This window comes from Primorskyibacter flagellatus, assembly GCF_900176485.1.
In the GTDB taxonomy this organism is placed as follows: Bacteria; Pseudomonadota; Alphaproteobacteria; order Rhodobacterales; family Rhodobacteraceae; genus Primorskyibacter; species Primorskyibacter flagellatus.
In genome coordinates this window covers 79,023-100,764 of sequence record NZ_FWYD01000008.1, presented here as the reverse complement: position 1 = coordinate 100,764, position 21,742 = coordinate 79,023, and the positions used below count along the sequence as shown (strand labels likewise).

Below are 21,742 nucleotides of genomic sequence, written 5' to 3'. Positions count from 1 at the left end.
CCATACGCTTGTTCAGCAACGACACCTTTGGCGCAAGACCCTTTTCTGCGGCTAACGCGCAGGTGATGTCCACCTCCTTGCGCAACAGCGACAATTTGAAGCCGGTCGCAAATGCGCTACCATGCTGGCGGCCGTTGATCCCCCCACGACGCCAAGTCCCAAGAACGCGATCGGCATTCTGTCCCTTTCACCCACCTTCCTGTCCATCCGCAATGCAACACGCCAACGGATGCGGCGTCAAGCAGTTGAAACCGCGCAATTGATGCCGGAACGCCGTGTCATTGGGCATTCAGCCAGACGGACATTGCGAACGGTCTTGCGCGTCAAAATGTTCCACCACCAGGTCGGCGCGCCTGCTTTCGCGGATCACTGTCCGCGCATTGGGCAGATCATTGCCTTCCATTTTCGTAATCAGCTCGTCCCCTTGCAGCGCACCCCAGCGTTCTGCCAGCCGTCTTTCCAGCTCTGCAAAGGGCACCTCCAGAAAGACGGTCAGGTCAAACTGCGCGGCCAGCTCGTCCCATGGCGCTTGGTTCAGGAGAAGATAATTTCCCTCAACGATGACGTGGCGCACCGATTGCGGGATCAGCCGGGCACCCGCGCGGGCGATCTCGATAGAGCGGTCAAAGACCGGAACGGCGATTTCCGGATCGCAATTCGCCCGCATCCGCGACAGCATATGCGCAAACCCGGCCACATCGAACGTGTGCGGCGCGCCTTTTCGCGGACGCCAGCCACGAGCGTTCAGAACAGTGTCGTCATAGTGGTAGCCATCCATCGGCAGAACGGCCGCGCTTCCCGGCGTCTCGTCGTTCAGCGCCTCTGCCAGCTTATCCGCCAGAGTCGACTTGCCTGATCCCGGCGCGCCCGCGATCGCAGTCAGGTATCTTTCGGTGCCGGGCTGCGCGCGCAGTTTTTTGCAAAGCGCGTCGATGGTGATTGTCTGTGGCATGACGGGCCTCCGGTGGGCGGATTGCAATGCGTCGGTGCAGCATGGGTGCATCTCGTGCAGGTCGCAAGCGGATCCGTGCCCGAAGCGTTCCGATGGCGACAGGCCCTTTCAGCAACATCCGCCAGTCACGTCCTGCGATGTCGGGATAACGACGCAAACGGGAACTTGGGCTCAGGGCTTCAGCGTCAGATCGGGCGCGCCGGTCAGCCAGGCATGTCCGTTCGCCGGAAGGCTCAGCGACGATCCGTCAAGCTTGGCGGTTGAGGGCCCGACGAGTTCAGCAGCGCCGACCTCCAGCCTCTGCGGTTTCGGCGACAGGTTGAAGATGCAGGTCAGCGTCTGGCCATTGGCCTCTCGTGTGAAGGCAAGGATCGGTTCGGGCAGATCGATGAACCGCGTCTTGCCCGAGGCCAGCGCAGGGTTGGCCTTGCGCCACGCGATGAACTGTCGGTAGCCGTGCAACACACTGTCGTTCTGTGCCTCTTGCGCACTGACCGCGCGAGACTGATGCGGTTCCTTGACCGGCAGCCATGGCTTGACGGTGGAGAACCCGCCATTGGCGGCCTCTGCATCCCAGACCATCGGCGTCCGGCAGCCGTCACGACCCTTGTTTTCGGGCCAGAAACGCAGGCCGGGCGGGTCGGTCAGCTCGCTGTATTCCAGCTCTGCTTGCGGCAAGCCCAGTTCCTCGCCCTGATAGATGCCGATGGTGCCTTCGAAGCTGAACAGCAAGGCCGCCATCTGACGCGCCAGCGCATCGTGATCCAGCGCGTGTTTGGCCCAGCGGGTCACATGGCGCGGCACATCGTGGTTGGAAAAGGACCAGGACGGCCAGCCATCTGGCGCGCCTTTCTGGAAGCCTTCGATGGTACGGCGGAAATGCGCGGCGGTGAAGGTCGGGCCCAGCATTTCGAAGCTGTAGCACATATGCAGCCTGTCGGTGCCGCGCGTGTAATCGGCCATGATGTCAATGGCTGTCTGGCCGCCGTCACCGACCTCTCCGACCATCATGCGGGCGTCGAATTCATCCGTCAGGGCGCGCAAGCGCTTGAGAAAGGCGATATTCTCGGGGCGGTTCTTGGAATAGATATGCTGCTGCATCCCGTAGGTGTCGGTCGCCATTTCCTGATGCCCGTCCGGATTGGGCGGGTTGTCGCGCAATTGCTGATCGTGGAAATAGTAGTTCACCGTATCAAGGCGGAAGCCGTCAACGCCCCGCTCCAGCCAGAAGCGCATCGTGTCCAGCAGCGCGTCCTGCACGGCGGGCGTGTGCATGTTCAGGTCCGGCTGCTCGATCAGAAAGTTGTGGAGGTAGTATTGCCTGCGGCGCGGCTCCCATTCCCATGCCGGGCCGCCGAAAACCGAGGGCCAGTTGTTGGGCGGGGTGCCGTCAGGGTTCGGATCGGCCCAGACATACCAGTCGGCCTTGGCGTTGGTCCGGTCGGCGCGGCTTTCGGCGAACCATTCATGCTTGTCCGACGTGTGGCTGATGACCTGATCGATGATGACCTTCAGGCCAAGCTCATGCGCGCGGTCTATCAGCGCATCGAAATCCGCAAGACTGCCGAATAACGGGTCGATGTCGGTATAGTCCGACACGTCATAACCCATATCCTTCATCGGCGAGGTGAAGATCGGACTAAGCCAGATTGCATCCGCGCCCAGCCCCGCGATGTGATCCAGCCGCGAAGTGATTCCGGGAAGATCTCCGATGCCGTTCCCCGTGGCATCCTGATAGGAACGGGGATAGATCTGATAGACAATTGCGCCACGCCACCATTCAGCCATCAAAAAAACTCCTTGTGGATCGCGAGGGTTTCGCGCTCGGTGCAAGTGTCGCTGCGCGATTCGTCTATGTTAGCGATACCAGTGATCGCCTTGAAGCGCATAACGGCGCGACATCGGCATGGGCGAGCATTCGGTCAGGAATGGCCGGTTCCGGTATCAAAGGCTCTCTATGCGATAATCAAACGCGGCGCTTGCGCTTTATGCTTGTACCGAGTGCCGTATGCCGGTTTCGCTGACGTGCAAATCAGTGGTCGCTGTAGACAACTGACCCGTAGAGGCTAAGGTTTCGCAAGGGATTTCATGATCAGGGAGGATAACATGAGACGGAATTTTCTGACGACGGCCATTGCGGCCACGGTAATCGGTCTTGCGGGCACAACAGCCACGCTTGCCCAGGAATACACGTTCAAGCTGCACCATTTTCTGGGTGCCAAGGCCCCGGCGCAGACCCAGATGCTGGAGCCTTGGATAAAACAGGTCGAGGAAAACTCTGGCGGCCGGGTGAAGATCGAGATCTTTCCCGCGATGTCGCTTGGCGGCAAACCGCCAGAGCTGGTTCAGCAGGCCCGCGACGGCGTCGTGGATCTGGTCTGGACGGTCAACGGTTACACGCCGGGCCTGTTCACCCGCACCGAGGTTTTCGAACTTCCGGGCGTCTATACGAATGACCCCGTGGCCACCAACCTGGCCATGTACGATATGTTCGAGGATGACCTGAAAGAGGAATACAAGGGTCTGGAGGTCATGTGGCTGCATGTCCATGCCGGGCAGGCGATGATGATGGTCGACAAAGAGGTCCGCAGCCCGGCCGATCTGGAGGGGATGAAGATGCGCATCCCCACCCGCACCGGCGCGTGGGTGATCGAGGCGCTGGGCGCTTCTCCACTGGCGACACCGGTGCCGGAGGTGCCGACGGCGCTGTCCAAGAAGGTGATCGACGGCACGCTTCTGCCATGGGAAATCATTCCGCCGCTGAAGCTTCAGAACCAGATCGAGTATTTCATCGAAGGCCATGAAAAGACCCGTCTGGGCACGACCACGTTCCAGGTGTCGATGAATGGCGAACGCTGGAATGGCTTGCCCGACGACATCAAGAAAGCGTTCAGCGACGCGTCGGGCCGCGACTGGTGGGGACAGGTCGGCGAATACTGGCGCGCCTCGGATGACTTTGGCATCAGCCTGGCCGAGAAAGCCGGCAAGCAGCATGTCACGCTGACCAAAGAAGAAACCGACGCCTTCATGTCGCAGCTTGAACCGGTCGTTCAGAAATGGGTCGATGATGTTACCTCCAAGGGCATCGACGGCGCGGATCTGGTGGAAAAGGCGCGTAGCCTGTCCAAGCAGAATGCGATGTAATCCGCATGGCTGACATGCACCTCGCGTCGGGAACGGGGCCTTCGGGCCTCGTTTCGCGTCTGATCACGGGCTGGGCGCTGCTGGGCGGTCTTGTCCTGCTGGCAGTCGTTCTGATGAACACATGGTCGGTGATCGGCAATCAGTTCGGCACGCCGTTCCCCGGCGATTTCGAGATGACAGAGGTTGGCATCTGCGTCGCCGCCTTTGCTTTTCTGCCCTATTGCCAACTGTCCGGCGCGAATGTGACCGCCGACATCTTCACCAGCGGGGCAAGCCCGTTCTGGCTGGCGATTTTCTCGCTTGCGGCATCCGTGGTCGCGCTGGCGTTCTCGGCGCTGTTGCTGTGGCGGATGTATGCCGGGTTGCTTGATCAGAAGAATTACGAATACACGACGGCGATCCTGCAATTCCCGCATTGGCTGGCCTTCATCCCGATCCTCATTTCGCTGGCGCTTCTGGCGGTGGCCTCGATCATGACACTCGCCGCTTCGGCGCGACAACTCTGAAGGCGGCGACATGGATGCATTGATGATCGGGTTTCTGGGCCTCGGCGTGCTGGTTCTGCTGATCGGCCTGCGCATGCCGATCGCCTATTCGATGATTCTGGTGGGCGGGGTGGGCGTGACCATCCTGAACGGCCCGTCGATCTTTTTCTCGCAGCTCAAGACCTTGGCTTATGGCCAGTTCTCCATCTACGATCTGTCGGTCGTGCCGATGTTCGTGTTGATGGGCAACTTCTCGACCAAGGCGGGGCTGAGCCGGGCGTTGTTCCGCGCCGCCTCTGTCTGGCTGGGCTGGATGCGCGGCGGGGTGGCGATGGCGGCCATCGCGGCCTGTGCGGGCTTCGGCGCGGTCTGCGGCTCGTCGCTGGCCACCGCGTCCACCATGGGGCAGGTCGCCCTGCCAGAGCTGAAACGCTACAACTATTCCAACGCGCTCGGCACCGGAACGCTGGCGGCAGGCGGTGTACTGGGCATCCTGATCCCGCCCTCGGTGGTGCTGGTCATCTATGCGGTGATCGTCGAGGCGAATATCGTCACCATGTTCATGGCGGCGATGATCCCCGGCATTATCGCGGTGCTGCTGTTTCTGGTGACCATCGCCATTTATGTGCGCATCAACCCTAATGCCGGGCCTGCGGGCGAATTGGCGGACCGGGCAGAGTTCATCTCGTCGTTGGTTGATGTCATCCCGGTCGTGCTGGTCTTCGGTCTGGTGATCGGCGGCATCTATGGCGGGTTCTTCAACCCCACCCCTGCCGCGGCGGTCGGCTGTGTGCTGGTCTGGCTGTACGGTGCCGCGCGCGGTTTCATCAAGGTGAAGGAAACACGCGACGCGCTGCTGGAAACCGCACAGACGACCGGCATGATCTACCTCATCCTGCTGGGCGCGGAGATGCTCAAGATCTTCATGTCGCGTGGCGGGGTTCCGCAAGCGGTGGCAGAATGGATGGCCAATTCCGGCCTCGCGCCGATGACCATCCTGGTGATCCTTCTGGCGGCCTTGATCTTTCTGGGCATGCTGATGGACAGCCTGTCGATGATCCTTCTGGCCATTCCGTTCTTCTGGCCCGTGCTGGTGGAAATCAACGGCGGCGATTACGTCATGGCTGCGGAGGCGGGCTTTGGCATGACCTCCGAGGATCTCAAGGTCTGGTTCGGGGTCCTGGCGTTGATTGTGGTGGAGTTGGGGCTGATCACGCCCCCTGTGGGCATGAACGTCTTTGTCATATCCGCCATCGCCAAGGACGTGCCCATGCGCGAGACGTTCGCCGGCGTGATGCCCTTCTTTCTGGCAGAGCTGGTGCGCGTCGCAATCCTGTTGGCTTTCCCGGCGCTGACGCTCTGGCTGCCAACCTATCTCGGAGGATAACCATGGCCCGCATGACAGCAGGTGGCGCGATTTTCCCGCGGTTGAAGGCGCTGGGGGTGGATTATGTGTTCGCCAATTCCGGCACGGATTTCCCGCCGATCATCGAAGGCCTGGCCGAGGCTGCGGCGCAGGGCGAAGACCTGCCGCAAGCCGTGGTGATCCCGCATGAACACGCGGCGATGGGCATGGCACATGGCTATTACCTGGTCTCGGGCCGCCCGCAGGCGGTGATGATGCACACCAATGTCGGGCTCGCCAACGGCTCTATCGGGGCGATCAACGCGGCCTGCGAGAATATCCCCGTGCTGATGATGTCAGGCCGCACTCCGGTGACGGAATCGGACCGTTTCGGTGCCCGCACCGTCCCCATCGGCTGGGGGCAGGAGATGCGCGACCAGACGGCGCTGGTGCGCGAGGCGGCCAAATGGGACTACGAACTGCGTTTCCCCGAACAGATCTCGGGTCTTCTGGATCGTGCTTTTGCCATTGCCAACTCGACACCCAAGGGGCCGGTCTATCTGTCCCTCCCGCGTGAGGTTCTGTGCGAGGAAGTGGACGCAGATGCGCTGTCCGCCCCCGCCACGATCCGCCCGTCGCTGGGGGCAGGCGATCCGGCCGCCATTGCCGAGGCCGCCGCCCTGTTGGCCAATGCGCGAAACCCGTTGATCATCGCGCAGCGCGGTGTCGGCACCGATGCGGTGTTTGACGCCTTTGGGGATTGGGTCGCGCGCCACGGCATCGCGGTCGCGTCTTGGTGGGCCACGCATCTGTCGCTGCCCACCGATCATCCATGTCACATCGGCGCCGACCCCGGTGCGGCGATGGCCGAGGCCGATGTGGTGCTTGTGATAAACTCGCTGGCGCCGTGGTGGCCGGACAAACACAAGCTGGCCGACGACACCAAGGTCATCAACATCGGGCCAGATCCGATTTTCAACCGCTTTCCTGTCCGCATGTTCCCGTCGAACGTCACCATTCAGGGCGAGACGGCACTGATCCTGCCCGCTTTGATGCAGGCAGTGGATGCCGCACCTGACCATCCTGACACCGAAACGCGCCGAGTGGCCTTGGCCGAGGCGTCTGCAACGCGGTTGGCGGCAGAGCGTGCCGCCGCGTTGGGCGACACGGCCAAGGGCATCACCAAGGCTCAGGTCAGCCATGCCCTTGGCGAAGCTCTGGCCGGGCACGGGCAGGCTTTCAGCGTCTTTTCGGAACTGGGCGCGCAGCTTGGCCCGCTGGCCTGCCGCGAAAGGCTGAACTGGTTTCAGGAACCGCATTCCGGCGGGCTTGGGTGGTCCTTTCCGGCAGCGCTTGGCGCGCAATTGGCCGCGCCTGACCGGACCTGCGTCGCGACGCTGGGGGATGGCAGTTACATGTTCGCCAATCCCACCGTCTGCCACCAGATCGCCGAGGCTCTGGAGCTGCCGATTCTGGTGGTGATCCTGAACAACGCCGAATGGGGGGCGGTGCGCCAATCGGTGTCGCAGCTCTATCCCGGCGGCCATGCCGCGCGCGCCAACACCATGCCGCTGACCAGCCTGTCGCCGGTGCCGGATTTCACCCTGACCGCGCAGGCCAGCCGCGCCTGGACGCGCGACGTCACCGACCCCGCCGAGGTCGCCACCGCCATCGACGATGCCCTGCGGGTGATCCGCGAAGAGCGCCGCCTTGCGCTGCTGAACATCCGCATTCTTCCCTGAAACGGCAGCCAAAGCGGATCAAAATGAGCACTCTGAAACCGCCCTTCCGCGCCGACCATGTGGGCAGCCTGCTGCGTCCGCAGGCAATCACGGCCGCTCGCAAGAAACACCCCGAAGGGGACGGCCTGTCGCCCGCTGGTCTCAAAACGGTCGAAGATGCCGAGATCCCCGCGCTGATCTAGATGCAAGAAGAGGTCGGCCTGAAAGCCGTTACCGACGGCGAGGCGCGACGGTCCTTCTGGCATTATGATTTCATGGGAATGCTCGACGGGTTCGATCTGGTCGAACGCGAAGAGGGTGTGCAATTCGCGGGTGTCAAACTGCGGCCCATTTTCCCGACGATCTCCGGCAAGCTCGGCTTTCCCGATGACCACCCGATGCTCGTGATCTTCAACAAGAATGACGTGGACATCTACTTTATGGAGTATGACACCGACCGCGCCGGCGGGCTGGAGCCGCTGAAGCTGCTGCCCAAGGGTGCCAAGCGGGTCATGCCGGGTTTTGTCACCATCAAGACCGGTGAGCTGGAAACACTCGACGATCTCAAGGCGAAGTTCGACGAGGCTTCGAAATATGTCGATATCGACCAGTTGGGCATTGCTCCGCAATGCGGGTTTGCTTCCACCGAGGAGGGCAACTCGATCACGCCCGATGATCAGCGTCGCAAACTGGACCTGATCGTGAAGGTCGCCGAAGAGGTCTGGGGCGGAGTCTGAGGCCCAGTTCCGAAACCGACCGGCAGACGCGACAGGTTGTTGCGTCTGCCGCGTTGTAAAACCAATACGCGGCTCTGTGCCACGCAGCGGCACGTGCCCCGGCCTCGAGCCGGGGCCTTTGCTCTTTCCGCATAATAGTGCAACACACCACCAACGGGCACAGGGGTGCGGCGCAGAAAACTGCTGTCTTGCTCTGACACATGCCGAGGCGCGCAAAGGTAGACCGCAAAGTGATAGACAATAGCCTCCTGTTGATCGGATTGGCCTTCGCATTGGGCGGGATTCTGAAAGGGGCGACAGGGGCAGGGGCACCGCTGATTGCCGTGCCGCTGATCGCAATGCTCTATGACGTCCGGCTCGCGGTTGCAGTGTTCGCGCTCCCCAATGTGGTGACGAATGCCGTTCAGGTCTGGCAATTCCGCGACGCGCGCGTGCCGAAACTGTCGTTGCGGTTTGCGCTTGCCGGTGCGGTGGGGACAGGGGTGGGCACTCTGGCTCTGACCGCCCTGAACGCTGCGGCGCTGCTGCTGGTCGTGGCGGCGGTCATGTTGCTTTATATCGGGTTCCGGATGGCGCGTCCCGACTGGTCGTTGTCGTTCGCACTGGCGTCGGTCCTGGCTTGGCCGATGGGGGCTTTGTCGGGCGTCTTGTTCGGGATTTCGGGCCTGTCCGCGCCGGTCAGCCTGACCTATCTCAATGCAACCGGTTTGGATCGCCGTAACTTTATTGCGACAGTAACGTCACTGTTTCTGGCCTCGGGGTTGGTGCAGATTCCGCTGTTGTTGTGGTACGGCATCATGTCCTCACAGACTATCCTGTTGGGCCTTGCCGCCATTGCGCCGCTGCTCGCCGGGATGCCCGTGGGCGCATGGCTGGCGCGCCGCATCTCGAAACAGGTTTTCGACAAGACGATCCTGGCGCTGCTCTGCGTTCTTGCGGTCAAGCTGGTCTGGGACGCGCTGACCTGACATGCGGCGGCCTGTGGTCCGGTTCATCCGCCATTGCACGCCGCAGGCCCGGAGCGTCCAATGGCGGATCGGTTCCCCAAGACGGCCCGCTAGCGTGCGCGGCCCAAACACTCTTCGATCGTTGTGGAGAGCGCCTCAAGCAGTCCCGCATAAAGCCCGGCCCCCGCTGGCAGTTCCGCGCCCAACGGGTCAAGCACCGCATGAGCTGCGCCCTCAGGACTGACGGCCCGGATAAGGCCCGCGTTATATTGCGGCTCCGAGAACACGCACTGCACGCCGGCATCCGTCAGGCGATCGCGCAGCGCTGTCAGACGTGCGGGACCGGGTGCCGATGCATCGTTCATCGCGATGGCACCCAGAGGCGTCAGACCAAAGCGATGTTCGAAATACTGGAAGGCATCGTGATAGACGGTGAAGGATCGTTTCGACAGCGGTGAAAGCCGGTCCGCGATGTGTTGCTCCTGCACTTCGAGAGCCTCTATCGCCGTCTGGGCATTCGCGCGGTAGGTGTCGGCATTGTCCGGATCGGCATCGCCGAGCGCTTGTGCAATAGCTGCCAGCCAAACCCGTGCATTGGACGGATCGAGCCATGCATGCGGATCGGGGCCGGAATGGGTGTGGCCCGACGCCGCGTGATGGTCGTCGTCACCGTGCGCTTCATGCTCGTGACCGTGATCCGTATCGTCCTGTGCATGTTCCGACGCCGCATGGTCATCGTGAGCGTGCCCATCGTGCGATTTTTCCTCGGGTGCGTCCTCTGCGTGAACCTCATCTGCGTGGGCGTCGTCGTCATGAGGATGCTCTGCTTCAAACAGCGGCCCTTCGCGTGTCTGCAGAACTTCAGTTCCGGCGGCGTCCAGCAGCGCGACATGCAACGCCTCCCCCGACAGCGTTTCCAGCGGACCCGTCAGCCATGGCGTCAGCGCAGGACCGACCCAGAAGACCAGCTCGGCCTCTTGCAGGGCGCGGGCCTCGGTCGGGCGCAGCGCGTATCCGTGTGGAGACGCACCGGGGCGCAGCAGCACATCCGGCGTGCCCAGCCCGTCCATGACCTGCGCCGCCAGCGACTGAACGGGCAGGATGTCGGTGACCACATCGGGGACGTCGGCATTTGCAGCGCCGCAGAAAACTGTGGCGGCCAGAATGAAAGATCGCATCGTATCGGCTCCGGATTTTTCAGCTATGAGTCGGCTCTTGTTAAATGTAACAGTATAACATATCAAGCGCTGACCGCGGAGGTGACCGCAAGGAGGCAGCAGATGGCAACACTCGGATTTGAAGCGCATGACCATAAACACTGCATCACGGATGGGCTGGAAGAGCTTCGCACCCAATGTGCTGCGAAGAATCTGCAACTGACGCCGGTCCGCAAGCGGGTGATGGAGCTGCTTCTGGAAAAGCACCGTGCACTTGGGGCGTATGAAATCCTTGAACATCTGCGTGCCGAAGGGCTGGGAACGCAGCCGCCGGTGGCTTATCGGGCGCTGGATTTTCTTGTCACAAACGGGTTTGCTCACCGGATCGAGCGGCTGAATGCCTTTGTCGGCTGCGCCCATCTTGGCAAGCAGCACATCCCTGCCTTTCTGATCTGTCGCGGGTGCAACGCCGTGGCCGAATCGCCTTCGGGGCGGGTCAGCCGGGTGTTGGGACGCGCGGCCCGCGAGATCGGGTTTCAGGTCGAAAAACTGGTCGTCGAGGCTGAGGGTGTCTGTCCGTCCTGCGCCGAAAAGGCCCCTGCATGAGCCTGATCGAGGCGCGTGGGCTGGCCGTCCGGTTGGGCGCGCAAACCGTGCTGAGCGGGGTAGATTTCGACATCTCCCCACGCGAGATCGTCACCGTGGTTGGCCCCAACGGATCGGGCAAGTCCACCCTGCTGCGGGCGCTGATCGGTGCCGTGCCAATATCGGCGGGCCGAGTGACGCGGGCGCAGGGGCTGCGGCTGGGCTATGTGCCGCAAAAGCTGCAAATCGACCCGACGCTTCCCATGACGGCGCGGCGGTTTTTGAATTTGCCGGTGCGCGCGACGCCACGAAAGACGGCCGCTGCGTTGGAACGGACCGGGGCGGCCGGCCTTGAGGCTCGGCAATTGGCGGACCTTTCGGGCGGGCAGCTTCAGCGCGTGGTTCTGGCGCGCGCGCTGCTGGCCGATCCGCAGATCCTGCTGCTGGACGAGCCGACACAGGGGCTGGATCAACTGGGGTCCGCCGCCTTCTACCGGTTGATCGAGGACATCCGCACCGATCTGGGCTGCGCCATTTTGATGGTCAGTCACGAGCTGCATGTGGTGATGAGCGCCAGTGACCGGGTGATTTGTCTCAACGGACATGTATGCTGTCACGGCACGCCAGAAGTCGTGGCAAGCGCGCCGGAATACCGCGCTTTGTTCGGCAGCGGGACGCAAGGCGCATTGGCGCTGTACCGGCACGAACATTCGCACCGGCACGACCACGACCATGACCACAACCATTCGCATGAAGAGGCGCATTGATGCTGGATGATTTCATGGTGCGCGCGGCGCTGGCGGGATTGGGCGTGGCCTTGGCCGCGGCACCGCTGGGATGTTTCGTGGTCTGGCGCCGCATGGCCTATTTCGGGGACGCCACGGCCCATGCGGCGATCCTTGGTGTGGCGCTGTCATTGATGCTGTCGATCTCTGTTTTCGCCGGCGCGCTGTCGGTGGCGTTGCTGACGGCGGTGACGGTCACGGCTCTGTCGGGGCGCGGGCAGGCTGTGGATACGTTGCTGGGCGTGGTGGCGCATTCCGCGCTGGCGGTTGGCCTGGTCGCGGTCAGCCTGGTCGGCGGGCGGGTTGAGCTTTCAGCCTATCTGTTCGGTGACATCCTGGCAGTGGGGCGCGGCGACCTGGCGGTGATCTGGGGCGGCGCAGTGCTGGTGTTGGGGCTGCTGGCGTGGAAATGGTCTGACCTGCTGACTGCGACGATGGGCGCGGATCTGGCGCGCGCCAGCGGTATAGATCCGGGGCGTATCCATATGGGCATGGCGCTGGCGCTTGCCGTGGTGGTGGCCGTGGCGATCAAGGTCGTGGGCGCGCTTCTGATCGGCGCGCTTCTGATCGTGCCCGCCGCCGCCGCACGGCCGCTTGTCCGCACGCCCGAGGCGATGGCCGCCGTGGCGCTGGTGATTGCGGTGCTATCCGTCGCCGGCGGGCTTTGGGGGGCCTACCACGTCGATGCGCCCGCCGGTCCTGCCATTGTCTGCGCGGCGGCGTTGGTCTTTGTTCTGGTCAATCTCGGCAAGCTTCTGGCCCGCAAGTAAGGGGCTGGGCTATAGTTGCAAATATTTGCGCAACAGGCGGATCAGCTGCTTCGCCTCCTCATCGCTGAGCCGGTCCAGCTCATGTTCGGTATGGGTGAAAAACGCCTCTTGCCGGTCATCGACAAACCTGCGGCCTTTGGCGGTCAGGCGCAGTTCCATGCCGCGCCGGTCATTGTCAGGGACGGACCGGACGATCAGTCCGCGCTCTTCGAAATGCTGAATCAGCTTGGTCATGTGGGGCCGCTTGATCCGCAACCGGTTCGCCAACGCCCCCTGTCGGATGCCGGGGTTTTCATACAGCAGCCAAAGCACGGAAAATTCACCCGGTTTCAGCCCATATTGTGACAGGTTCTCAAAAAAAGTTTCGAACACTTCAACCTGTGCCATCCTCATCACAAAGCCGAATGACGTGCCAAGCCGTCCGAGGTCGATTTCATTCCCGTCTTTGGGTGGGTCGGGGGGCTGTTTTATACTCATGTCTCCTGCGAGTGTGCTGCCGTGGCGGCCAAGTATATGTGCAAAGTAACGCAGATCGCCTTCGTCCTTGCTTTGTGTTGCGGATTTTGTTTCGATGTGAACAAGTTTCGCCGACCGCCGTGGGAGGGTGCGATCAGCAACACCATGAACATCCGCAAACCAAAGGTATGGGCACCCGTTCTTGAAAGCAAGACGCGCGCGGATGGCAGTATTTTGATCCGCCGGGTTGATCCTCTCAGGGCGTATCCGGAGGCTATTACAGCGTGCATTGCACATTGGGCCGACGTCGCGCCGGAGCGGACCTGGATGGCAGAGCGTGGCGCGGATGGTGACTGGCTGCGGGTCAGCTACGCTGAGCTTCGCAATGTCGTGACACGCGTCGGGCAGATGCTGCTGGACGCTGATCTGTCGGTCGAGCGGCCGTTGCTGATCCTGTCGCGGAACTCGCTTGAACACGCGATCATGGCTTTGGCTGCGCAGCATGTGGGGATCGCATCGGCGGCGATCTCACCCGCCTATTCGTTGGTCTCGACCGATCACGAAAAACTGCGCGCGGTTATTGGACAAATCACGCCGGGCTTGGTGTTCACCCAGTCGGGATCCGAATATCGGACAGCAATCGAGGCTGCTGTGCCTGCTTCTATTCCGGTCGTTTGTGTGACGGACCCGTTCGCGGGGCGCGCGGTCCGCCTGTGGGACAACGTCGTCGCCACCCGCCCGACAGAGGCTGTGGCACAGGCGCATGCTGCCGTCACACCCGATACAGTGGCAAAGTTCCTGTTCACATCGGGCACGACAGGCAGTCCCAAGCCGGTGATCCGGACACATCGGATGCGGTGTGCCAATCAACAACAGGTGCGCGATTGCTTCGCCTTCATGGCGGACGAGCCGCCGGTGCTGGTGGACTGGGCACCTTGGAACCACACCGCGAGCGGCAACAAGTTGTTCAACATGCCGCTTTATAACGGCGGCACCTATTACATTGACCATGGACGCCCCAGCCCCGATGGCATGGCCGAAACGCTCCGCAACCTCAGGGAAATCGCGCCGACATGGTTCTTTAACGTACCTGCCGGGGTCGAGCTTCTGGTTCACGCAATGGAGGACGACGCCCAGTTACGCGAGAATTTCTTCAGCCGTCTGAACATGCTGATGTATGCCGGGGCGGGATTGGCGCAACACACATGGGACCGGCTTGTCGAACTGTCACAAGAGATGCGGGGCGCTCAGGTCCTGATGACCACCGGGCTGGGCGCGACCGAGACCGGGCCGTTCTCGCTTTATTGTACGCAACCCCAGGCACGGCCGGGCAATGTCGGCATTTCTGCACAAGGCGTCGAGATGAAGCTGATGCCAGCGGACGACAAGCTGGAGCTACGTCTGCGCGGCCCCAACATCACGCCCGGTTATTGGCGCAATCCGGCATTGACGGCGGCGGCATTCGACGAGGAAGGGTTTTACCGTTTGGGCGACGCGGTGCGTTATGCCGAAGCCGGTATGCCCGAACGCGGGTTCTTTTTCGATAGGCGCATTGCCGAGAATTTCAAACTGGCACCGGAACCTGGCTGGCCGTCGGTGCGCTGCGGGCAAAGCTGTTGGACCAGTTGGGGGGCGTCGTGCGCGATGCCGTCATCACCGGCGAGAACGAGGCAGAACCGGGCGCATTGCTGGTGCCGTTCTGGCTGCGGCTGCGCGCGCTTGCGCCTGACGCCGAGACCGAGGCCGAGGTCGAGGTGCTGGCGCATCCCGGAGTGCGGTCCGCAGTGGGCCGAAGGCCAGCGTCCCATGTTACGGCTTCGACCGGATCGGCGTCATGCATCACCCATGTCATCGTGATGGCCGACCCGCTGGATCTGGACAGAGGCGAAGTCACGGACAAGGGTTCCGTGAACCAGCGCGCCGTGCTGCACCACCGGCAGGATCTGCTGGCCACGCTTTACAGCGGCGATCCACAGGTCATCCGACCGGATAACGGACGCGCGGCATAAATCACTTGGCACTGCCCGGACAGCCGGGCAACGTCTGAACAAAGGCACGCCAAAAGGCGGCACATCACTTAAAGGGAGGAATTTTATGAAACTCAGAACATTGCTTGGCGCGACTGCGGCGTTGGCGGGGCTTGCTGGGGGTGCAACCGCGCAGGAAATCAACCTTCGGATTGCCAATTGGTTGCCGGCGACCCATCCGGTTCAGACGCTCGGTATCGAGCCATGGGCCCAGTCGCTGAGCGAGGCCTCGGGCGGGCGCATTGGCGTGACGATCTTTCCGTCCCAGCAACTTGGCGCGGCACCTGACCACTACGACATGACGCGCGACGGCATTGCCGATATCGGTTATGTGAACCCCGGCTATCAGGCGGGCCGTTTTCCGGTCTATAGCCTGATCGAGATTCCGTTCCACATGGACAATGCCGAGCGCGGCGCGCAGGCGATGCACGAATGGTACGCGCCGATTGCCGAGACAGAGATGGCGGATGTCAAATTCTGTCTCGCCAACCCGCATGATCCCGGCACGTTTCATTCCAAAGAGCCGATCCTTGAACCCGGTGACGTTAAGGGCCTGAACGTACGCCCCGCCCATGCCACCATGTCGCGGTTCGTGTCGATGCTGGGCGGCGGTCCGGTGCAGGTGCCTGCCCCAGAGGCGCGCGAAGCCATTGCCAACGGTACGGCCGATGCGATCACCTTCCCGTGGAACTCTATCTGGATCTTCGGGATCGACAGCGAGGCGAAGCAGCATCTCGACATGCCGTTCTACGTCTCGGCGCAACTGCTGCTGATCAACAAGAACACCTACGATTCCATGCCGGATGATTTGAAACAGGTGATGGACGATCACTGTACTCCTGAATGGTCTGCACGTTTTTCCAAAGGTTGGGCCGAGAACGAAGCCTCGGGGCGCGCCAAGGCGCTGGAAGATGACAGCCATACCGTCAACGTGCCCACCGAAGAACAGGTGACGATGTGGCAGGACGCTGCCGCGCCGCTGGTGGATCAGTGGAAAGAAGACGCGACCAAGGCGGGTGTAGATGCGCAGGCGGTCTATGACAGCTATATAAGCAAGCTCGAAGAGCACGACGCAAAGTTCTGACCCCCATTCTTTAAGGAGAGCGGGCGTTGCGCTGATCGGTGCAACGCCCCTTTTTGACCCCATGCTGAAATTTCAACACGCACTGGACCGGATCTCGCTTGGCATCGAAATGGTCGCGGGCGCATTGATGGCGCTGGTCACCGTGCTGGTGGTGATCTCCGCCATCAGCCGGTATCTTTTTGCCTATCCGCTGCCCGACGCATTTGATCTGGGCCGCCTGTTGCTGGGGGCTGCAATCATGTGGGGCTTTGCCAGCGTCGGTTATCGCGGCAGCCACATCAAGGTGGACATTTTGGCAGAGATAGCCGGACCGGGCATACGCCGTTGGATTGATGCCTTTGCCTGGACGCTGCTGCTGATTTTCACCGTGGTGCTGTGCTGGAAAATGTTCGGACGGGTCGTGGGTGCCGCCACGTCGGGCGAATCCACGATGGACCTGCGCCTGCCTGCCTGGCCGGTGATGGCCCTGATTTGGGCCGGGGTACTGGTGTCCATTCCGGCGATTGTGGCGCGGCTGATCCTCGTTGTGTCGGGGCGCGGCACGTTGGACCATTTTGACAGCGCTGATGTGGGCGATCCGGATGATAGGGGTGCTGTTTGATATGAGTTCCGACTTTCTTGCCATTGGCGGCTTCGTCGCTCTTTTCGTGATGATGATCCTGCGTGTTCCCATCGGCATCGCCATGGGGATCGTCGGCATCGGCGGCTTTGCGTCGGTCGTCGGCTGGGGGCCTGCGCTGTCAGTGCTGGCGCAATCGCCCATTCGCACGATCACCGATTTCAATCTGTCGCTGATCCCGTTCTTCGTGCTGATGGGCGTTTTGGCCACCAATTCCGGCATGAGCCGCGAGCTGTTCCGCACTGGCCAGAAATGGCTCGGCGGCTTTCGCGGTGGCATGGCCTTCTCGACCATCGGGGCCTGCGCGGGCTTCGCCGCGATCTGCGGATCATCCGTCGCCACGGCCGCCACGATGACCAAGATCGCCTTGCCGGAGATGCGCCGTGAAGGCTACCCGGATGAGGTGGCCACCGGCGTCATCGCGGCGGGTGGCACGCTTGGCATCCTGATCCCGCCCTCGGTCGTGCTGGCCGTTTACGGATTCATCACCGAACAGGATATTGGCACGCTGTTCATTGCGGGCATCGGGCCGGGGCTGCTGGCAATCGTAATGTATATGGTCGCCGTGCGCGTCGCCTATGGTCGTGTCCTGCCGCCGGGAAAGCGCTTTGATCTGGGCGAGGCGGTGCGGTCCCTATCGGGTGTGTGGGCGGTGATGCTGCTGTTTGTCGCCATCATCGGGTCCATTTACTTTGGCCTCGCCACCGCGACAGAGGCCGCCGCCGTCGGGTCCTTCCTGACAGCACTTATCGGCATCGCGAGGGGGCGGCTGAACGCACGACAATTGATGGACAGTCTGGTCGAGGCGCTGCGGACATCTGTGGCGATTTATACCATCCTGATCGGCGCCATCCTGTTTGGCTATTTCCTTGCGATCACCCAGACGCCGCAGAAGATCACCGCGTGGCTTGTGGCGATGGATATCGGCACCTATGGCACGTTGACGCTGATCCTGATTTTCTTTGTGCTGATGGGCTGTATTCTGGATGCCATGGCGATGATCATCCTGTTGGTGCCCATCGTCTATCCGGTGATTATTCAGTTGGGGTTTGATCCGATCTGGTTCGGCGTCATCATCGTGATGACGGTGGAACTTGGCCTGATCACACCGCCCGTGGGCATGAATGTCTTTGTCATCAACTCCATCGCGCGAGAGGTTTCCTTGCCCAAAATCTTCAAGGGCGTACTGCCTTTCGTGGCAGCAGACATCATCCGGCTGGTTCTGCTGATCGCTTTCCCGGCCATCGTGATGTTCCTGCCGACGACGATGAACTGATGCACTGGCGATACGTCTCCGGTGCGGAGTCGGTATAACTCTGAAGCCTTCACGCACAAAGCGGGACCAACGGCCCCGCTTTGCTGATTAGCAACGATGTTTGCTGCACAGCCCGGTTAGGCCGTGCGAAGGGGCGGTGTGCCCCATTCCGCGGTGTCAGGCCGCAGCAGGCTTCGAGCCGAACCGTCCGTAGAAGTCTTGCCCTTTGCTTGCCATCTCGCGCAGCAGGTCGGGGCAGGCGAAACGGTCGCCATGCGCGCTGGACAACTGATCGCAGCGCTCTGCCGCATAGGGTGCGCCGATGATGTCGAGCCAACTGAACGGGCCACCGGACCACGGCGCGAAACCCCAGCCAAGGATCGCGCCCACATCGCCTTCGCGGATGTCTTCCAGCACGCCTTCTTCCAGCGCGCGGACCGCTTCCAGCACCTGCGCAAACAGCAGCCTGTGTTGGACTTCGATCAACGAGGGTTGTTCGTCCGTCACGGCGTAGCGTTCCCCCAGACCGGACCACAGACCCTGACGCTTGCCCTTGTCGTCATAGGTGTAGAAACCGGCTTTGGATTTGCGGCCCAGACGACCTTCGTCTTCCATCCAGAAGATCACCTCGTCCACCGCGCCGTCGGGATAGGCATCTCCCATCGCGGCCTTGGTCGCGCGGGCAATCTTTGCACCCAGATCAATCGAGGTTTCGTCCACCAGTTGCAGCGGGCCCAGCGGCATGCCGACCATCTTGGCGGCATTCTCGATCAACGCGGGCGCGACACCCTCGGCAACCATGCGGATGCCTTCGTTGATATAGGGGATGATGCAGCGATTGGCGTAGAAGAACCGCGCATCGTTCACGACGATGGGCGTCTTGCGGATCTGGCGCACGAAATCCAGCGCCTTGGCAACGGCGCGCGTTCCTGTCTCTTTGCCTTTGATGATCTCGACCAGCATCATTTTCTCGACGGGGCTGAAGAAATGGATGCCAATATACTGTTCCGGCCGCTTGCTGGCCTTGGCCAGATCGCTGATCGGCAGGGTAGAGGTGTTGGTGGCGAAGATGCAGTCCTCGCCGATCACAGCCTCGACGGCCTGCGTGACCTCTGCCTTGATCTTGGGATCCTCGAACACCGCCTCGATGATCAGATCGCAGCCTTTCAGCGCGTCATAATCGGTGGTGGCGGTGATCCGGCCCAGCACTTCTTCCTTCTTCTCGGGCGTGGCTTTCTTTCTGGCGATGCCCTTGTCCATGTAATCGGCGGTATAGGCCCGGCCCTTGTCGGCAGCCTCTTGCTTTTGATCCAGCAGCACGACCTCTATCCCGGCCTGCGCCGACACCAGAGCGATACCCGCGCCCATCATGCCCGCGCCCAGAATGCCGACTTTCTTGACTTTCTGATCCGCGACATCGGGACGGTTCGCGCCTTTCTCCAACGCTTCCTTGTTGATGAACAGCGACCGGATCATCGCGCCGGAGGACGGGTTCAGCAGCACGTTGGTGAACCAGCGCGCTTCGATCTTCAACGCCGTATCGAAAGGAACAAGAGCGCCTTCATAGACCGCGGACAGCAGCGCCTTGGCGGCGGGGTAGACGCCCTTGGTCTTGCCGTTGACCATCGCGCTGGCACCCACGAAGGTCATGAAGCCAGCCGGATGATAAGGCGCACCGCCGGGCATTTTATAACCCTTGGCGTCCCAGGGTTTGACGATGTCGGCATCCTTGGCCTCCAGCACCCAGGCCTTTGCGGCGGCCAGTGGATCCTCGACAACCTCGTCGATCAGTCCAGCGACCTTGGCTTTCTTCGGGTCAAGCAGCTTGCCTTCCAGCAGATAGGGTGAGGCCGCCATCGCGCCCATCTTGCGCACCAGCCGGGTGGTGCCGCCAAGACCGGGGAAGATGCCGACCATGATTTCGGGCAAGCCGATCTTCGCCTTGGGATCGTCAGCGCAGAAAATGCGGTGGCAGACCAGTGGCAGCTCGTATCCGATGCCAAGTGCCGTGCCGGGCAGGGCGGCGGCGATGGGTTTGCCGCCCTTGTTCTTGTCGTCCATGCCTGCGCGCTCGATCTTGCGCAGCAGCTTGTGCTTGGCCATCGTGCCTTCGAACAGCCCGCGCGCCGGGTCGTCGCCCGCGCTTTGCTTCATCTTGGCGATGATGTTGAGATCCATGCCGCCCGCGAAGGTCGACTTGCCGGAGGTGATGACAATGCCCTTGACGGCGTCATCGGCGAGGGCGTCGTCGATCAGGCCGTCAAGCTCGTCAAAGCCTTCCAGCGACATGACGTTCATGGATTTTTCCGGAACGTCCCAAGTGATGACGGCAACGCCGTCGCTGTCTGTGGCCATCGTGAAATCGGTCATGGCAGGTCTCCGTGGATCAGTGTCTATTTGCGTAAGCATGCGTGTAAGGCCGGGCTGCAGCGGTCATCAGACGCGTTCGATGATGGTCGCGGCCCCCATGCCGGAAGCGATGCAAAGCGTCGCCAGCCCGGTGCTTTTTCCGGTGCGCTCCAACTCGTCCAGAAGCGTGCCGATGATGATCGCGCCGGTGGCCCCCAAGGGATGGCCCATGGCGATCGACCCGCCATTGACGTTGACGCGGTCGTCACTCACGTCAAACGCCTGCATGAAGCGCAGCACCACGGCGGCAAAGGCCTCGTTCACCTCGAACAGGTCGATATCCTTGATGCTCATGCCGCTGTCGGCGAGGATCTTCTCGGTCACGGGAACCGGACCGGTCAGCATGATCGTCGGATCGGTGCCGATCTTCGCCGTCGCCTTGATGCGGGCGCGGGGCGTCAGCCCATGCGCCTCGCCAAAGGCCTTGCTGCCGATCAGCACCCCGGCAGAACCATCGACGATACCGGAAGAGTTGCCCGCATGGTGAATGTGGTTGATCCGCTCCAGATGCGGGTATTTCATCAACGCCACGGCGTCGAAGCCGGGCATGACCTCGCCCATCTGCTGAAAGCTGGGATTGAGCGCCCCAAGCGATTGCATATCAGTGGCCGGGCGCATGTATTCGTCGCGATCAAGGATCGGCAGGCCGTTCTGGTCGCGCACGGTGATAATGGATTTCGCGAAACGGTCATCCTTCCACGCCTCCGCGGCGCGGCGCTGCGATTCCACCGCCAGCGCATCCGCCTGATCCCGCGTGAAGCCGTATTCGGTAGCAATGATATCGGCACTGATGCCTTGCGGGACAAAATAGCTGTCCATGGCCAGGCTGGGATCCACCGCGATGGCAGCCCCGTCAGAGCCCATGGCAACGCGGCCCATCATCTCGACCCCGCCGGCAATATAGCCGTCGCCGGCCCCGCCGCGGATCTGGTTGGCGGCAAGGTTCACCGCCTCCATACCCGATGCGCAAAAGCGGTTGATCGCCAGTCCGGGAATGGATTCGTCCAGATCCGAGGCAAGCACGGCAGACCGCGCCAGACAGCCGCCCTGTTCGCCGACTTGCGTGACATTGCCCCAGATCACGTCCTCGACGGCGTGGCCTTCAAGCCCGTTACGCTCTTTCAGAGCATTGAGAACCTGTGCGGACAGCCGCAGGCTGGTGACTTCGTGCAAAGCGCCGTCCTTGCGGCCCTTGCCGCGAGGTGTGCGCACCGTGTCGTAGATGAAAGCGTCGGTCATGGTCGTGTCGTCCTTTGCAAGGTCG

21 protein-coding genes are annotated in these 21,742 nt (G+C 61.9%); 15 read left to right on the top strand and 6 right to left on the bottom strand.

Annotated features, from left to right (window positions below; translation table 11 throughout):
• Positions 1-289: 289 nt before the first annotated feature.
• Both B8991_RS12160 and B8991_RS12155 read right to left on the bottom strand, forming a co-directional pair.
• Positions 290-952: a nucleoside triphosphate hydrolase gene (locus B8991_RS12160; RefSeq protein WP_084353263.1), complete on the bottom strand. Its 663-nt coding sequence runs from the start codon at positions 950-952 to the stop codon at positions 290-292.
• 171 nt (positions 953-1,123) lie between these two features.
• Complete coding sequence (locus tag B8991_RS12155) at positions 1,124-2,740, bottom strand: alpha-glucosidase family protein (RefSeq protein WP_084353262.1); 1,617 nt, start codon at positions 2,738-2,740, stop codon at positions 1,124-1,126.
• 318 nt (positions 2,741-3,058) lie between these two features.
• On the opposite strand from B8991_RS12155, the gene B8991_RS12150 reads away from it, so the two are divergent.
• The 7 genes from B8991_RS12150 (at position 3,059) to B8991_RS12125 (ending at position 9,352) form a co-directional block, all read left to right on the top strand.
• A complete protein-coding gene (locus tag B8991_RS12150; protein WP_084353261.1) occupies positions 3,059-4,096 on the top strand; it encodes a TRAP transporter substrate-binding protein in 1,038 nt (345 codons plus the stop codon).
• A 5-nt stretch (positions 4,097-4,101) separates the two neighbouring features.
• Positions 4,102-4,602 (top strand): TRAP transporter small permease, encoded by a 501-nt coding sequence (locus B8991_RS12145; RefSeq protein ID WP_084353260.1) that lies wholly within the window; start codon positions 4,102-4,104, stop codon positions 4,600-4,602.
• A 10-nt stretch (positions 4,603-4,612) separates the two neighbouring features.
• A complete protein-coding gene (locus tag B8991_RS12140; protein WP_084353259.1) occupies positions 4,613-5,968 on the top strand; it encodes a TRAP transporter large permease in 1,356 nt (451 codons plus the stop codon).
• A gap of 2 nt (positions 5,969-5,970) precedes the next feature.
• Positions 5,971-7,668 carry a thiamine pyrophosphate-requiring protein gene (locus B8991_RS12135; protein WP_084353258.1) on the top strand — a complete coding sequence of 566 codons (1,698 nt, stop codon included), beginning with the start codon at positions 5,971-5,973 and terminating at the stop codon, positions 7,666-7,668.
• 23 nt (positions 7,669-7,691) lie between these two features.
• Entirely contained in the window at positions 7,692-7,850 is a 159-nt protein-coding gene (locus B8991_RS21920) for a hypothetical protein (RefSeq protein WP_235866616.1), read from the top strand.
• Positions 7,851-8,384 carry a uroporphyrinogen decarboxylase/cobalamine-independent methonine synthase family protein gene (locus B8991_RS12130; RefSeq protein WP_235866615.1) on the top strand — a complete coding sequence of 178 codons (534 nt, stop codon included), beginning with the start codon at positions 7,851-7,853 and terminating at the stop codon, positions 8,382-8,384.
• Positions 8,385-8,614: 230 nt separating this feature from the next.
• Positions 8,615-9,352, top strand: a complete 738-nt coding sequence (locus B8991_RS12125; protein ID WP_084353286.1) for a sulfite exporter TauE/SafE family protein — start codon at positions 8,615-8,617, stop codon at positions 9,350-9,352.
• An 89-nt stretch (positions 9,353-9,441) separates the two neighbouring features.
• Here the strand turns inward: B8991_RS12125 and B8991_RS12120 are convergent, their stop codons facing one another.
• Positions 9,442-10,509, bottom strand: coding sequence for a metal ABC transporter solute-binding protein, Zn/Mn family (locus B8991_RS12120; RefSeq protein ID WP_084353257.1), 1,068 nt, complete (start codon positions 10,507-10,509; stop codon positions 9,442-9,444).
• A 102-nt stretch (positions 10,510-10,611) separates the two neighbouring features.
• On the opposite strand from B8991_RS12120, the gene B8991_RS12115 reads away from it, so the two are divergent.
• Genes B8991_RS12115 through B8991_RS12105 form a run of 3 tightly spaced genes read left to right on the top strand, consistent with a single transcriptional unit; the run spans position 10,612 to position 12,628 of the window.
• Complete coding sequence (locus B8991_RS12115; RefSeq protein WP_084353256.1) at positions 10,612-11,094, top strand: Fur family transcriptional regulator; 483 nt, start codon at positions 10,612-10,614, stop codon at positions 11,092-11,094.
• Positions 11,091-11,840, top strand: coding sequence for a metal ABC transporter ATP-binding protein (locus tag B8991_RS12110; RefSeq protein ID WP_084353255.1), 750 nt, complete (start codon positions 11,091-11,093; stop codon positions 11,838-11,840). Before B8991_RS12115 ends, B8991_RS12110 begins: the two co-directional genes overlap by 4 nt.
• A complete protein-coding gene (locus B8991_RS12105) occupies positions 11,840-12,628 on the top strand; it encodes a metal ABC transporter permease (RefSeq protein WP_084353254.1) in 789 nt (262 codons plus the stop codon). Before B8991_RS12110 ends, B8991_RS12105 begins: the two co-directional genes overlap by 1 nt.
• Before the next feature lie 9 nt (positions 12,629-12,637).
• Here the strand turns inward: B8991_RS12105 and B8991_RS12100 are convergent, their stop codons facing one another.
• The gene (locus B8991_RS12100; protein ID WP_084353253.1) at positions 12,638-13,105 is read right to left on the bottom strand and encodes a MarR family winged helix-turn-helix transcriptional regulator; all 468 of its coding nucleotides are present in this window, start codon (positions 13,103-13,105) and stop codon (positions 12,638-12,640) included.
• A gap of 144 nt (positions 13,106-13,249) precedes the next feature.
• On the opposite strand from B8991_RS12100, the gene B8991_RS12095 reads away from it, so the two are divergent.
• The 5 genes from B8991_RS12095 to B8991_RS12080 all read left to right on the top strand — a co-directional run bounded on the left by B8991_RS12095 (position 13,250) and on the right by B8991_RS12080 (position 18,090).
• Positions 13,250-14,941, top strand: a complete 1,692-nt coding sequence (locus tag B8991_RS12095; protein WP_235866614.1) for an AMP-binding protein — start codon at positions 13,250-13,252, stop codon at positions 14,939-14,941.
• The gene (locus B8991_RS21915; RefSeq protein ID WP_235866613.1) at positions 14,941-15,093 is read left to right on the top strand and encodes a hypothetical protein; all 153 of its coding nucleotides are present in this window, start codon (positions 14,941-14,943) and stop codon (positions 15,091-15,093) included. The genes B8991_RS12095 and B8991_RS21915 overlap by 1 nt, the downstream gene beginning before the upstream one ends.
• 85 nt (positions 15,094-15,178) lie before the next feature.
• On the top strand, positions 15,179-16,195 hold the full coding sequence (locus B8991_RS12090; protein WP_084353252.1) for a TRAP transporter substrate-binding protein: 1,017 nt from the start codon (positions 15,179-15,181) through the stop codon (positions 16,193-16,195).
• 61 nt (positions 16,196-16,256) lie between these two features.
• Positions 16,257-16,796 carry a TRAP transporter small permease gene (locus B8991_RS12085; RefSeq protein WP_084353251.1) on the top strand — a complete coding sequence of 180 codons (540 nt, stop codon included), beginning with the start codon at positions 16,257-16,259 and terminating at the stop codon, positions 16,794-16,796.
• 1 nt (position 16,797) lies between these two features.
• Positions 16,798-18,090: a TRAP transporter large permease gene (locus tag B8991_RS12080; protein ID WP_084353285.1), complete on the top strand. Its 1,293-nt coding sequence runs from the start codon at positions 16,798-16,800 to the stop codon at positions 18,088-18,090.
• A 156-nt stretch (positions 18,091-18,246) separates the two neighbouring features.
• On the opposite strand, the gene B8991_RS12075 is transcribed toward B8991_RS12080, so the two are convergent.
• Together B8991_RS12075 and B8991_RS12070 are read right to left on the bottom strand one after the other, a co-directional pair.
• A complete protein-coding gene (locus tag B8991_RS12075) occupies positions 18,247-20,439 on the bottom strand; it encodes a 3-hydroxyacyl-CoA dehydrogenase NAD-binding domain-containing protein (protein ID WP_084353250.1) in 2,193 nt (730 codons plus the stop codon).
• A gap of 66 nt (positions 20,440-20,505) precedes the next feature.
• Complete coding sequence (locus B8991_RS12070) at positions 20,506-21,717, bottom strand: acetyl-CoA C-acetyltransferase (protein WP_084353249.1); 1,212 nt, start codon at positions 21,715-21,717, stop codon at positions 20,506-20,508.
• Positions 21,718-21,742: the final 25 nt, after the last annotated feature.